Source organism: Halorhodospira neutriphila (assembly GCF_016584055.1).
In the GTDB taxonomy this organism is placed as follows: Bacteria; Pseudomonadota; Gammaproteobacteria; order Nitrococcales; family Halorhodospiraceae; genus Halorhodospira; species Halorhodospira neutriphila.
Genome location: NZ_NRSH01000069.1, coordinates 1 through 12,911, shown reverse-complemented (window position 1 = coordinate 12,911; position 12,911 = coordinate 1). Strand labels below are relative to the sequence as shown.

13 protein-coding genes and 1 pseudogene are annotated in these 12,911 nt (G+C 66.7%); 3 read left to right on the top strand and 11 right to left on the bottom strand.

The features are described 5' to 3' along the window. Positions 1-7 precede the first annotated feature (7 nt). Positions 8-1,039, bottom strand: coding sequence for an IS30 family transposase (locus tag CKO13_RS07325; RefSeq protein WP_200258781.1), 1,032 nt, complete (start codon positions 1,037-1,039; stop codon positions 8-10). A 390-nt stretch (positions 1,040-1,429) separates the two neighbouring features. On the opposite strand from CKO13_RS07325, the gene CKO13_RS07320 reads away from it, so the two are divergent. Beyond that, positions 1,430-1,744, top strand: a complete 315-nt coding sequence (locus tag CKO13_RS07320; RefSeq protein ID WP_207132130.1) for a hypothetical protein — start codon at positions 1,430-1,432, stop codon at positions 1,742-1,744. A gap of 384 nt (positions 1,745-2,128) precedes the next feature. On the opposite strand, the pseudogene CKO13_RS13115 reads toward CKO13_RS07320, so the two are convergent. The 10 genes and pseudogenes from CKO13_RS13115 to CKO13_RS07275 all read right to left on the bottom strand — a co-directional run. Further along, positions 2,129-2,242 (bottom strand): annotated as a pseudogene (locus CKO13_RS13115) (IS5/IS1182 family transposase); the annotation flags it as partial. Positions 2,243-2,289: 47 nt separating this feature from the next. Further along, the gene (locus CKO13_RS07315) at positions 2,290-2,790 is read right to left on the bottom strand and encodes a ProQ/FINO family protein (protein WP_200258776.1); all 501 of its coding nucleotides are present in this window, start codon (positions 2,788-2,790) and stop codon (positions 2,290-2,292) included. Between the two features lie 12 nt (positions 2,791-2,802). Continuing rightward, a complete protein-coding gene (locus CKO13_RS07310) occupies positions 2,803-2,994 on the bottom strand; it encodes a hypothetical protein (RefSeq protein ID WP_200258773.1) in 192 nt (63 codons plus the stop codon). Beyond that, positions 2,991-3,542 carry a hypothetical protein gene (locus tag CKO13_RS07305; RefSeq protein WP_200258771.1) on the bottom strand — a complete coding sequence of 184 codons (552 nt, stop codon included), beginning with the start codon at positions 3,540-3,542 and terminating at the stop codon, positions 2,991-2,993. Before CKO13_RS07305 ends, CKO13_RS07310 begins: the two co-directional genes overlap by 4 nt. Positions 3,543-3,709: 167 nt before the next feature. Continuing rightward, complete coding sequence (locus tag CKO13_RS07300; protein WP_207132129.1) at positions 3,710-6,157, bottom strand: DUF927 domain-containing protein; 2,448 nt, start codon at positions 6,155-6,157, stop codon at positions 3,710-3,712. Positions 6,158-6,631: 474 nt separating this feature from the next. After that, positions 6,632-6,895 (bottom strand): helix-turn-helix transcriptional regulator, encoded by a 264-nt coding sequence (locus CKO13_RS07295; protein WP_200258762.1) that lies wholly within the window; start codon positions 6,893-6,895, stop codon positions 6,632-6,634. A gap of 97 nt (positions 6,896-6,992) precedes the next feature. Continuing rightward, a complete protein-coding gene (locus tag CKO13_RS07290) occupies positions 6,993-7,700 on the bottom strand; it encodes a hypothetical protein (RefSeq protein ID WP_200258760.1) in 708 nt (235 codons plus the stop codon). Then, positions 7,697-8,944: a tyrosine-type recombinase/integrase gene (locus CKO13_RS07285; RefSeq protein ID WP_200258747.1), complete on the bottom strand. Its 1,248-nt coding sequence runs from the start codon at positions 8,942-8,944 to the stop codon at positions 7,697-7,699. Before CKO13_RS07285 ends, CKO13_RS07290 begins: the two co-directional genes overlap by 4 nt. A gap of 289 nt (positions 8,945-9,233) precedes the next feature. Then, positions 9,234-9,944 (bottom strand): THxN family PEP-CTERM protein, encoded by a 711-nt coding sequence (locus CKO13_RS07280; protein WP_200258745.1) that lies wholly within the window; start codon positions 9,942-9,944, stop codon positions 9,234-9,236. Between the two features lie 244 nt (positions 9,945-10,188). Then, a complete protein-coding gene (locus CKO13_RS07275; RefSeq protein ID WP_200258743.1) occupies positions 10,189-11,469 on the bottom strand; it encodes a sensor domain-containing diguanylate cyclase in 1,281 nt (426 codons plus the stop codon). A gap of 198 nt (positions 11,470-11,667) precedes the next feature. Between CKO13_RS07275 and CKO13_RS07270 the strand changes: the two genes are divergently transcribed. Both CKO13_RS07270 and CKO13_RS07265 read left to right on the top strand, forming a co-directional pair. After that, positions 11,668-12,204, top strand: a complete 537-nt coding sequence (locus CKO13_RS07270) for a hypothetical protein (protein ID WP_200258737.1) — start codon at positions 11,668-11,670, stop codon at positions 12,202-12,204. Positions 12,205-12,225: 21 nt separating this feature from the next. Further along, on the top strand, positions 12,226-12,911 hold a 686-nt coding region (locus CKO13_RS07265; RefSeq protein WP_200258735.1), incomplete at its 3' end, for a glycosyltransferase.

Below are 12,911 nucleotides of genomic sequence, written 5' to 3'. Positions count from 1 at the left end.
GCTGGTCTCAAGAATCAAGCGCAACAGTCTTCGAGAAGGCCTGAAGCTCTTCAGTCATGGCCTCCTCGGGCGTTCTGAAGTCCAGCGCCTTGCGCGGCCGCTGGTTTAAAAGCCGGGCGATATCGTTGAGCTGGGTCTGGCTCGGCTCGCTGAGGTCGGCTCCTTTGGGCAGGTACTGGCGCAGCAGGCCGTTGGTGTTCTCGTTGCTGCCGCGCTGCCAGGGCGCATGCGGGTCGGCGAACCAGATCGACAGATTCAGCCGCTGGGCGAGCCGCTCATGGCAGGCCATCTCGCTGCCCCGGTCGTAGGTCAGGCTCTGGCGCAGGATCGCCGGCAGGCGCCTCATCTGCCGATGAAAGCCTTCCAGGGCCGACTCGGCGGTGCCGTCGCGCATCTTGCTCAACACGACATATCGAGTCTTGCGCTCGACGAGCGTGCCGACCGAGGAGCGGTTGTAGGCGCCCTTGATCAGGTCGCCTTCCCAGTGGCCGGGCATCAGCCGCTGCTCGATCTCCTCGGGCCGATAGGCGATGCGCAGGTGCTCCGGCGCAATGGAGCCGCCCCGCGCCGCGGTGCGCCGCTGCTGCCCACGCTGCGGCTTCTGGCGGCGAAGCGCCCGGATCAGCTCCTGCTTGAGCGAGCCCTTGGGATGGGCGTAGATCGCCGCGTAGATGGTCTCGTGGCTGACGCGAGCCTCAGGATCCTCGGGGTGCATACGCGCCAGTCTGCCGGCGATCTGCTCGGGAGACCACTGCCAGTAGCACAGCCGGTCCAGGACGTAGCGGTGCAGCCATCCGCCCTCAACCAGCTTGGTGGGACGGCCACACCGCCGCCGTCGAGCTCGGTACTGCTGAGCGCCCTGCGTCGGGCAGTACGCGGTCTCGGCCGCGGGCGCATGCCCGCGGGCCAGCTCTCGGGCTACCGTCGACGCACTGCGCCCGAGAAGACGGCCGATCGCCCGCGCACTGCTGCCACGGCTGCGCTCACTCAAGATGACGGCGCGCTCCTGATCACTGAGGTGCTCGTATCGAGTGTCCATCGCAACATCCTACCCCGCTCCGGGTGTGGGTGTTGCGCTTGAAAATTGAGCCTACGATCCGGGGTGGGGTTCTCTTACCTTCCTTGCTGTCTTTTGTGTTCCCGCTCTATGGGCTGATCCCTGGTGGATTGGGCCGTTCTTCGCGGTTGTCGTTGGTATACCTGTCTTCTTTGGGGATGACCTCGATAGGCTGTTCGGGTGAATGTTGCTGAAAAATATATGTGAATTTTTTCGCGGCTTGAATTTTAGAAGAGTCGGCGCCGGCAAGACGAAGAACTAGCGCAAATATCCTTCTTGCTTTTCAGGTAATTGAATCAATCTGGCATTATCTTTTCTTCTCTTGCGGGCAAATCCTTCAAAGAAAGACTTTTAGCAATCCCTGGAGGAACCATGAAGCGCATCATCGCTACCGCCCTGCTCTCTTTCTCCGCAGTAACTCTCGCTCAGGAAAAAGAAGAATACCTTGATTGCCTTCTTGAGTGGGGTACTCGGGGGGAAGAGGAGGCTATTCCTTTCGTATGGCGTGTTTGCGCCCTAAAATACCTTGAAAATGGGATGGAGTTAGAGGGGCCTTTTGAGCCTTTCGAGGACAACACGGAAAGCGGGTGGGACGTAGAAAGCAGGAGGGACGTAGAAAGCAGGAGCAATCCGCCGGAAACTGATTTGTGTAACCCAGTATTCGGTGGTGGGGATTGCACGGAATAGAAGAGGGAGAGAGACTTCCTTCCAGGGCGTGTAGAAAATTACTACTATAGCCAGCTTGGTAAGCGCCCATTACGATAGGCGCGACGCAAGAGCGCGACAGGGATATAGCCTATAAGACCGCCGACTAGCACCCCGAGCATTGCTATCTCGCGCTCGTATTGCAATTCGTATTGCAAAGGGGCCCACTCGAGGAACAAAAAGCCCATCCCGGCTGCTACGGCCAAGTTCTGCAGGTATAGCCCTAGACCCACCACGGTAGCTATACCTGCTTTTATGGCTTCCCTCATCCTATGACCTTCTCTTGCCTTCTTGATCGTAGGCCCCGCTTGATACGGCTCATGTTGGGTATCTGAGAGGTGTTTATCAAGACGAGCAACTTAGTGCCTATCCGAATAACCCCGCTACCGCTTGCCGGAAGGCGATCAGGGCGCAGGCAAGGTGGAGCATGGCCAGGTAGTCGCGGGCCTTCTTCTCCCTGCGCACTAGCAGGCGCTGGTGGGGATTCGGATAGGCGCTTAACCTGCCGTTTTTGGTCTCCAGCTGTGTTACTGCTGGCTCTGCGGCCGGCGCTTCTTCTTGAGGGTGATGGTCGGGCGGCCTCCCGGCTTGGCCGCCTCGCTCTCCTTCTTGCCCTGGGGCTCCTCGCCCTGGGGCGCCTTCTTCCCTTCCTGCTGCTTCGCCTTGCGGCGTTTCTCATCCTCCTGAGCCTGCTTGCGCTTGCGCTCGATCTCCGCCAGCTGTCGCCGCGCCCGCTCGGCCTGCTCGGCGGTGACGGGCTCGGCCTCGGAGCCGTCGACGTGCCGCCGCGTGTGCTGCTGGGCCAGGGCCTTGAGGTACTTGGGGTGGTGAGTCCAGCTCTGCAGCGCCGCCCGGATGGCCCAAGGCTCGGGGCCGCCCTCGGCCCGCGCCGTCTCATGGATCGGGGCGTGCTCGCCGATGGCGAGCGGCACACCAGGCTCGAACAGGGCGGGGAACCGCCACTGCAGCCACTCCCGGGCCTCGCGCACCTGGCGGGCCTTCTGCTCCTTCTTGCTCTCCTCGGTCATCGCTCCCCCAGCTCATCGGCGGCCGTGCCGCTGTACTCTCCAATCCAGGCTTCCCACCATCGCCGGGCGGCGTCCGGGCCCAGCGCCCCTCACTAGCAGCGCGTCGGCCTCGGCCACCAGCGCCCCGGCGGCGGCGTCCACCGTGGGGGCCTCATCCTCGAGCAGCCGCCGGGCCTCGACAGCGATCCGCTTAGCCTTGCTCATGCTGTTCCTCCGTGCTCGCGCACTTTCGCCAGGGCGGCCGTCCACTCCGGGAAGCTGACGTCACACGCTGCGGCCGCGTCCTCGTAAGCCCGCTTCAGTCGAGCGCCCTCCTCGCAGTAACGGCCATAGGTTCCGTTGTAGCACCCCGTTTCTCGCGCCACTCCGAATAGGTGCCGGTAGAACGCCTGCGCCTTGCGGGCTACCTCCTCCGCGCTGGCGCCTGTCGCTTCCTCAACGATAGCCGCCCGCTCCTCGGCCGCTTCTTCCGCCTCCGCAGCGGTCCACGGCTGCGAATCCGCCAGTTCCTCGTCCGTGACAGGTAACGGGGCCGGGCGCTCGCCTTCGGGCAGCTCCACCAGCCGCGCCCACTGGCCCGACTCGAAGGGGGTGCATTGTTCGCACCACCACCCCCCGGCGCGGTCCTGCCACCATCGGCCCGAGCCGCAGGTGGAGCAGGGAGCTTCCGGCTCAACGCTCCACGGCTGGGGGTGGGGCTCGGGTTCGGCGGCATCGTCTAGCAGGTCACTGACGGCATCGCGCAGGCTCATTTCCAAACCTCCGAAAAGGACCGGGACAAGCGGGACAACCGGGACGCGCCCCCGTGTTTTTGGGAAAATTGCTGTCCCGGTCGGTGTTGGGGCAGCGGGACAAGCGGGACAGGTACGGGTGGGCTGTCCCGCCTGTCCCGTTGGGGCTTCGGCTAGCGGGACAGGGCTCAGGCCGCGCCATGACTGGCCTCGCCACGGTTGTCCCGGTTGTCCCGCTCGTTTTCGGGCTCATCGTCCAGCACGGCCTCCCTGATGGCGTAGAAGGAGGATCGCTTGGTCCCGATAGAGTGCTTGCTCTTGTGCCGGCTGGCGTCGTTCTTGTGGAGCAGCCCTCGGCGGTCTAGCTCCTTGGCGACGGCTTTGTGGTCGTGCCCGCCGCAGGCTTCGCGGAAGCCCTCGTCGGTGAACAGGTACAGGGCGTTTCCCTCGTCGTAGTAGCCCACCCGCTCCCGGACATCCTGGCTGGCATTCTTGTGCTGAAAACGGGCTCCGTGCCGCAAGATGAAAGCCCGAATGGCCTCTACCCCCCGCTCCGCCTCGGATTGGGTCTCGGCACTGGCGAGCCATTGATTCACCACGGCCCGGACGGCTTGCTCCACCTCCTCATCGCCGAAGGGCAGCACCCCCGCCCGGCGGGCCAGCCATCCGGCCACCAGGACAAGGCCAAAGCGGCGGAGCACGCGGCGCTGTTCAGCGGGTAGGTTGCCGGGGGTGAGGCGGTGAGCGGCCCGGTCCAGGAGTGTGGAAACGGTGTTCCGCAGGTCGTAGACGTCATCCGATTGCCCCACCAGATACTCCACCAGGGCGGGGCCGGCGGTGCCGTAGTACCGCCCGCAGGCCCGCTTGAGGGCATACCCGAAGTCCTCTGGCAGCTCCCCGTGGGTATCCGCCAGGATCGGGTCCAGGGCCAGGTCCGCGATCCGCACAAGTTGCCCGCCCTTGGCCTCCTTGCCGCCTTCGGCAATCTTATCGGCGACGGACAGTTCCCCGGTGGATAGCAGGAGGGTTCTCCAGGAGCGTGGGGCCTTGAGTTGGCGGTTCTGGCTCATGGCGGCCCGGCCTTGGCCGCCGGCTATGTTGTAGACCAGGCCGCCAAAGTCACGGGCCGAGCAAGTCCCGATTTCATCCAGACACAAGGGGGAGTCGTTATGGGCAGCGGCCAGCCCCTCCACCGCATTGGCGGTGGCGTTCCATCGCCGAATGAAGGCGGTGTCGGGGTTCTGGGCCGGATCGGCCCCGCAGCCGAACACGGACGCGGCAACCTGTAGGCACGTCGTTTTCCCGCCGGTGGTGGTGCCATACAAATGGAAGCCCCCGGACTCCAGCTCCGCAGCCCGTAGCAGGGGCGCCGCCAGCCCGGCGCACAACCCCCAAATCAGGGCGGGGTTCCCTTGGCATGGGGTGGCGACGTGCTCCTGCCACTCAGCCAGGGTGCCGGCGGCGTGGATGGTGCGGGCGGTGGGGCTGTACCGCTCGGGCTGATAGACCACTTCCTTGTCGCCGCCGGCGGTAATGACGCGGTGGGGCTGGACGTAGGCTAGGGCACCCCCGGCATCATCCAGCCAGCCCAGGCGCTCCACGGAGCGGACGCGGGCATCCGGCCAGCAGGAGCCTAGGAATTGGGCTAGCTTGCGCTCCTTGCCCGGTATAACGGCCAGTCCATCGTCCGCCAGCTCTTGGGCTAAGGTATTGCCCTGTTCGTGGAACCGGGAGAAGGGAATGGCCCGCTCTTGCTGGTTGCCGTCACGGTCCAGCCACCGGACAACGCTACCCCAGCCGCCGCCGTGCGGGTCGCGTGTAAGGGCGGGCACCCAAACCGGAGCCAGGGCCACCCATTCCGTCTCGTCGTCGTCCCCCTCCCGGCAGACGCCTTTGCGGCTGATACGCCAGCCGGGCGGCATATCGGCGTTTCGCCACGGGGGCGCGGATTCTTCCGCTTCGGTTTCCGTAGGCTCCTCCGGGCTTGGTGGGGCGGCGGTTTGCAGGGCCTCGGCCACCGCTTCAAGGCCGTGGGCAACGGCCAGGTCGTTGAAGTCGCCAGCCTCGGGCGGGATTGCCACCATCCCGGCCACCGCCTCGGCAGCGGCGCGGGCCTTGGCCTGCCCGGTGCCGGACTCGTCGTTATCGGCGGCCACCACCAGTTCCACCGCCGGCAGCTTGTCCCGCAGGGCGCGGGCCACCGGCCCCAGGTTGCCCGCGTCGAACGCCACGGCCACGGCGTCTCCGGTGGCCTCATGGATGGATGCGGCGGTGGCGTAGCCCTCGGCGACGTACAGGCGGGCGTCGGGGGTTCCGATGGGGTGATAGCAGCCCCGCTTGGTGCCGCCGGCGAGGAACCGCTTGCTCCCGTGACCGTCGATGAACTCCAGGGAGCGCAGGGTCCCGCCGGCATCCCGCATGGGCACCACCAGGGCGTCGCCGTGGAGCTTGAGGCCGTGGGCCTCCACCCCCTTGGCCTGGAGATAGGGGTGATCCGCCGGGGCGGCGGTGGCCTCGGCCCATATGCGCTGGGCACGTTCGGCGGCCTCCTCCGCACGGCGCTGGCGTTCCGCCTCCCGCTGGCGGCGGGCCTCCGCCATGCGCTCCTGCCATGCCCGGCGCTCCGCCCGGCTCATGGTTTGGCGGTCGCGGTCGCTCCAGGTATGGGAGCCACCGTGCCGCCAGCTACCAAACGCGCCACCGGCCCCGTGCGCGTCCGATGGGTACAGGACTGCCCAGCCGGTTCGCTGGCCTCGCTTGTCATCCGGCGCATCGAAGCGGTGGAGGGCGCCGTCCGCTGGGATGGGCTCGGGCGGCTCTAGGCCGGCGTCCCGCATGGCCTCCAGGAACCGGACCTCTACGTCGTGGGTCGAGGTCATATCGGCGGCAGCATCAGGCATGGGTCATCCCCCCGTAGCGGATGATCCACTCCGCCAGGCGCGCCGGGATGATCCCGTAGGCGGCCCCGGCGACGATGACCCGCTTGAGGGCGGACGCCACCATCCAGGCGGTGATGCGGACGGTCGGCGGGATGCGATGCCATGCACGGGTGTGACGGACGTGCGTGCGGCTCGATCCCGTGCCGGGGGTCGGGCCTACTTGTGTGCGTCTCATGCGGCGCCCTCCTCGGCCTCGCGGGCCGGGTGCTCCATACGATGGGCCTCTAGCCACGCGAGCACGTCGCGCGGGCGGTAGCGGACGCGGCTGCCGAGCCGGATATACACTGGCCCGGTGCCGGCGTGCCGCCAGCGGCGCGGCGTCTGCGGCTGCATGCTAAGCAGCTCGGCCAGCTCCGCCGTGGTGAGGGGGCGCGCCTCACTGAGCCCCAGCTCGGCGGCGGCCTCGGCGTCTGTCTTGTGGTGGGAAGTAGTCATGGTGTGGCCTCCGTTATTGCCTGCGAGGCCACTCTGCGGAATGGAGGGCGGGACAATATAAGACCAAACCCTGCCCCGTATCGGGATGGAGTTTGGTCTAGCTGGGAGCTTCCTCGAATAGACGTTTCAATGAACGGCCAATGGCGGCGTCGGATTTCTGCTCGGGGGTGATTTCAGCTAGGCGGGCGCAATCAATAACGAATTGGGCTATCTCTTGGGGGTATTGGTCCCGCCCTGGCTCACCATATTCATCACCAACATCGTTATAGGTGATGGAAGACGGAACCTCCTTGCCCGAGTCGCCCCATATCCGCACTAGGTCTCTCAGGAACCACCTCCAGGCATCATCCCCGTATTTCTGAGGCAGGTCCTTGGGGGCGTAATGGGCGGCCCACTTCAAGGCCCTGGCGTCGGCCAGCATTCGCTGCACCCAATCCGTGTCGCTCGGGTCTCCGTAGGGTGGGCGTTGCCCCCACCGCTTTTGGAGCTTGTACTGTCGATCCGCGGTGAGCTTTTGTAGAGCCTTCTCCATCTCAATGGCGGCGTTCTCTAGCGCCTGAAAATGAAGCTTCTGATCGGACGGGCTTCCACGGTGCCCAACCTCGGGGTTCTGCCATTGGTCGGCCAGCCAGTAGAAGGAAGCCGCTTTGCGGAACTGGTCCCGGAAGGGATACTCCGGCGGCCCGTTGGGCAATCCGTAGCGTTGGGCAAGGGCGTCCAGGGATTCCGGGTCATGGTCAACGATCCCGCCAAGAACCCTTTTTCCTTCTTGGATGTTGTCGGCCTTGGCTTTGGGCTTAGTCACGACAGGCCTCCGCCTTCTTGAACCCCCTTCTCAATGGGAAACACCTCGGCTCCCTCCTTGTGCCCCCCGGCTTTCAGTAGGTAATCGGCAATCCGCTCCATCGGCTCCCGCAGGCGCTCCACGTCCAGGACGATATAGCCCCCGGTTACGTCGGCGCTGTTCGTCTTGTGGTTGAGGAGCCGCTTCAGGGCGTAGTGCGGCACGTCCACTGACTCGGCCACGGTGCTGAACGTCCGCCGCAGGTCGTGGCATGAGAACTCGGTCCCGCTGGCCTTGCGGACCTTCTCAATGGCCTTCTTGGGCTCCTGGATAGGACCGTCCCCGGTGCGGGCCGGGAAAACGTAGGTGTGATCTCCGGCGGCTTCCCGGCGGCGCTCCAGAATCTCCACCAGGGGCGCCGACAGGGGCAGCTCCAGGGGCTCGCTGTTCTTGGTGTCGTAGACCGTGAACGTCTGGCCCTTGAAATCCACCTCCGACCACCGGAGCCGGGCGGCCTCGCTCCGCCGCATCCCGGTGAACAGCAGGAACAGTAGGTAGTCGCGGGCCACGGGATTGTCCAGGGCCTCCACGGCATCGAACCAATCCGGCAGTTGGTGGCGCTTAATCAGGTTCCGGCGACGGTCCACCTTGTACCAAGCTCGCGTCTGGCTCAGGCGCTCCACCGGGTTCTCGGGCAGGATGCTCCGGCCCTGCTCGTCCTCGTACTTCTTGGCGAAGTTGAACAGTGCCCGCAAGGTCCGCATGGACAGGTTGGCCCAGGCAGGGCCATGGTTCTCGCCCAGATGGGCATGGCGCTGGGCAACGTCATCCTTGGTGATCTCAGCCACCGGCTTGCCCTTCCAGTCGGGCACGGCCTCATCCATGACGCGGCGGTAGTCCTTCACGGTCTTGCGCTTCAATGTCTTGCGAGTTGCCAGATACTCCTCGAATACCTCGGCCAGCGTCACTTTGCGGGCCTGTTCCGCCTTCTTGGCGGCCACCGGGTCCGTGCCCTCCACCATATTCGCCAGTAGCGTCTTGGCCCGTTTGCGGGCTTGCTGGACGGTCCAGTCCGGGAAGCGGCCAATGGTGACCCGCTTCACCCGGCCATTCACGCGGCGCTGTATGCAGAAGGATTTGGCGCCCGAATCCGTGACCCGCAGGCTCAGGCCGGGAGTGTCCGTGTCGTGGTAGGTGGCCCGCCCCTTGGCTGGGGGCTCGATCCGCTCCAGGGTGGTCTTGGTGAACTTCAGGTGCTCGGCCATTGCTCCCTCCGGGGCTACGCTGGGGCTACACCGGGGCTACAGTTGGGGGCTACAGGAACGAACTTGCATCAACGCTCGGTAACACTGAGAATCCCAGCGAATCCGGGTGTTGTCAACGAGGGTCAACGGAGAGAAACAGGGCGGGGCTACAGCGAACAGGGGGAGGGAGATAACTCTTAATCAGTAGGTTCGAGGTTCGAGTCCTCGGCGGCCCACCAGCAAAATCAAGGGCTTACGGCTTCCGCCGTAAGCCCTTTTTTGCGTGCCTGCCTTGCGGCCAGGCTGGCGGTCAGTGCCGCCGGCGCCGGGCCGCCGCGAGCCCGAGGCCGGCCAGGCCCAGGCCGTAGAGCGGCAGGGTGGCCGGCACCGGTATCTCGCTCCCCTGTACGACCCCGCGCAGGGTGGCGACGTTCACCTCTCCCTCATCGGTCCAGAAGACCTCGGCGATATCGCCGTTGTCCTGGAAGCCCGTGAGGCCGATCTCGTAGCGCCGGCCGCCGATGACCACGGAGTCGGAAGAGGCCTCGTTGACGGAGAAGGTGACGCGGTCGGGGCAGCCTTGCGCGTTGGGGGTCTGGTCCCCGAAGCAGGGGTCCGCGTTGTTCTGCGTCTCGACGTGGTCGAACGTAAACACCGAGGTGATATCCCGATCGGTGCCGTCGATGGTCAGCACCGTGTCCACCTGGAGCTGCGCGGTATCCAGCGCCGTGCCGGTGATCGAGAAGTTGTTGTGGGTGAAGGTGCCGAGGTCGAAGCGGAACTCCTCGTCGGGGAAATCTACGTTCGTATCCCCAGTTGCGCCTTGCCCCTCGAAGACGTAGCTGCTGCTGTCCTCGTCCCCCCAGGAGATCTCGTTGGTGTCTACGCCGGAGACGGCGTCCGCCGGGGAGGCGGAGGTCCATATGCCGCTAACAGGACCGACGCTGACCACCTCGGCGGAGGCCGCGCCGGTGGCCAGGATCCCGCTCAAGAGGCCGGTTGTGACGAGCTTCTTGTTCATGGGTGCCACTCCTCATTCGTTGCTTGCGATTCCGCTCGAGGAGAGCCCCGCAAGGCGCTCCTCGAGAGACCCCAGTTGAGTCGCTCGCTCCTTGCCCTCGCCCAGGGCGAGCGCAGGGAGCACCAGCACCCTCGCGAGAATCGTGCCAGGCTGGCTAAAGGCTTGATTGGCGGGGGATCTCTGCCGGAGGGGGCTCCCCCTCAGGGGGGAGCCTGTACGCTTGTCCGACGGCGGCCCTCGGCGGCTAGTACCGGACGACGCAGTTCCGGCCGAGGCGCTTGGCCCGGTAGAGCGCCTCATCCGAGCGCTTGAGCAGGTCCTTGGTGGTCTCGCCGGGGCGGTACTGGGCCAGGCCGAGGCTGATGGTGACGTGGCCGCCCGTCGGCAGCGGGGTGGCCTCGACGAAGGCCCGGAGGCTCTCCGCCAGGCGCTGCGCCTGCTCGGCGTGGGTCTCGGGCAGCAGGATGGTGAACTCCTCGCCCCCCCAGCGGCTGAGGACATCGGCCTCCCGCAGGCGTGCCTGGAGGGCGTGGACCACGCTCTGGAGGATCTCGTCGCCGGCCTCGTGGCCGTAGGCGTCGTTGATGGTCTTGAAGTGGTCGACGTCGACGAGGGCCAGGCAGACTGGCGTCCCGTACCGCTCCGCCCGCCGTATCTCCTGGGTCAGCAGGCTCTCGAAGTGGCGCCGGTTGGCGATCCCGGTCAGCTGGTCGTAGAAGGCCTGGCGCTCGAGCTCCTTCTCGAGGGCCTTCTGGTGGCTGATATCGTAGAAGACCCCGACATAGTGCTCGAGCCGGCCCGCCTCGTCGTGGATCGCCGAGAGGGTGATATGGATCGGCAGCGCCTCCCCGGAGCGGCGGTGGATCCAGACCTCGCTGCTCCACGAGCCCGCCGCGCGGGTCTGGCGCAGGATATCCCGAAGGAGGGCGCCGTGGGCGCAGGCGGGGCGGAGCAGCTCGAGGGGGGAGTGCTGGAGGCACGCCTCCGCCGGGAAGCCGGTCGTGCGGCGGAAGGCGGGGTTGACGCGGAGGATCCGCCCCTCGGGGTCGGTGATGAAGATGGACTGGTCGACGTGGAAGGGGGTCGCCAGGAGCCTTAGCTCCAGCTCCCGCTCCATCCGCTCGGTGATGTCGACGAGGTGGCTGCGGTAGGCGTCGATGCGGCCATCGGGGGCGCGCTCGACGATGCTCAGGTCGTGGACCCAGCGGTACTCTCGGTCGGCCCGCCGGATCCGGTACGGCTCGAGGGCGAAGCGCTCGTAGCCCTGCTGCAGCTTCTGCTCGATCTCCCGGGTCACGCGCGGAATATCCTCAGGGTGGACAAGATCGGAGTAGGAGGCGGGCCTGCCCGTCAGCTCCTCGGGGCGATAGCCGAGCACCTCGGTGACGTTCTCCGAGGCGTGGGTGACCGGCCCCTGCGGATCGCCGCGGCGCCGGAAGACAAGGGCAGGGCCCTCCCCGCTCGAGTGCGCTCGTACCCCTTCCCGCCCCCTTGAGCTCGGGGGGTGGCTGCCTTGCCCGCTCATGGACCATCCAGGCTTATCGGTGCGGTCGTGGGGATGGGAGTGACTTCCCGTGCTCGGGCCTTTGCTGTAAGCCTCCGTTCTGCCTCGATAATCCCTCATCCAGGAGCCCTGCCGAGGCGTTGCTCTCTCTCAAGTAAGGCACACGGGCGGGGGCTCGTCTAGGCTTGCCAGGGAACCCCTTGAGGCCGGAGGACCAGGATGCGCAAGGCCGTAGCAGCGCTCGTCCTGGGGTGGGGCGCGATGGCGCTCTTCCCCGCGTATGCGCTCGACAGCGAGGAGATCGACCGCTGGCTGGCTTCGGCCGAGGAGCTGCGGGCGTGGAGTGAGCGCCACGGCGAGGCGGAGCCCTTTCAGCCCCAGCCCAGGACGCTGCGGAGGGGGGGGGTCGAGGAGCTCCTGAGCGGGATGCTCGAGCGCTACCCGGAGGCCCGCTCGATCGTCCGCAGCCACGGCTACGCCGAGCCGGAGGCGTGGGCCGAGACCGGCGAGCAGATCTACCGGGCGCTGGTGGCCGCCGAGGCGCAGGGGGTGGACGAGATCCGCCGCGAGATGCAGCACGCCCTGCAGCGCATCGACGAGGATCCGCGGCTGAGCCGCCAGGAGAAGGCGCGCCTGCGCCGCAAGATCCAGCAGCAGATGCAGGATGTCACCGGCTTCTTCGCAGGCGTCCCGGAAGGCGACCGGCAGGCCGTGCAAGCGCGCCGGGAGGCGATCCTGGAGATCATGCGGCCCTGAGCGACGGAGGGAGCCAGCGGGGTGGGGGCAGGGTTCGCCGTGATCGTGCCGTGCTACCAGCGCTCCTCCGGCGTGATCCGGGAGGCGCTGGCGTCCGTGGCTGCGCAGGAGGGCCTGGGCGCGGCGCCGCTCCACGTCTACGTGGTGGACGATGGCTCGCCGGTGGATCCGGGGGAGGAGGCCGCGGCCGTCCACTGGCCTGCGAGCTGCCGGGTCCGCCTGCTGCGAAAGCCCAACGGCGGCGTCTCGTCGGCGCGCAACTGGGCGCTCGAGCGGCTCCAGGGGGAGGAGGGAATCGCCTTCCTGGACGCCGACGACCGGTGGCTGCCCCACCACCTGGCCTCGGCGCGCCACGCCCTCGAGTTGGGCTTCGACCTCTACGCCGCCGACATGCAGACGCTCTCCGGGCAGCGCCACCACGCCCTCTTCTTCAGGGGGGCCCTCCCGCTCCAGCGCTTCGGCGACGAGCCGTGGGCCCACGAGCTGACGGCGGAGCTGGCGGACTTCACGGTCGCGAGCCCGCTCATCCCCACCCCCACGCTGGTAGTGAGCCGGGCGCTGCTCGGGGAGAGCCGGTTCCACGAGGGGCTGCGGCTGGCCGGGGAGGACGGCCTCTTCAAGACGGCGCTCGCCGTCAAGCGGCCGCGGGTGATGGTCTCGAGCCGGGTCGATGTCGTGCAGGGGCGGGGGGTCAACATCTTCTCCCA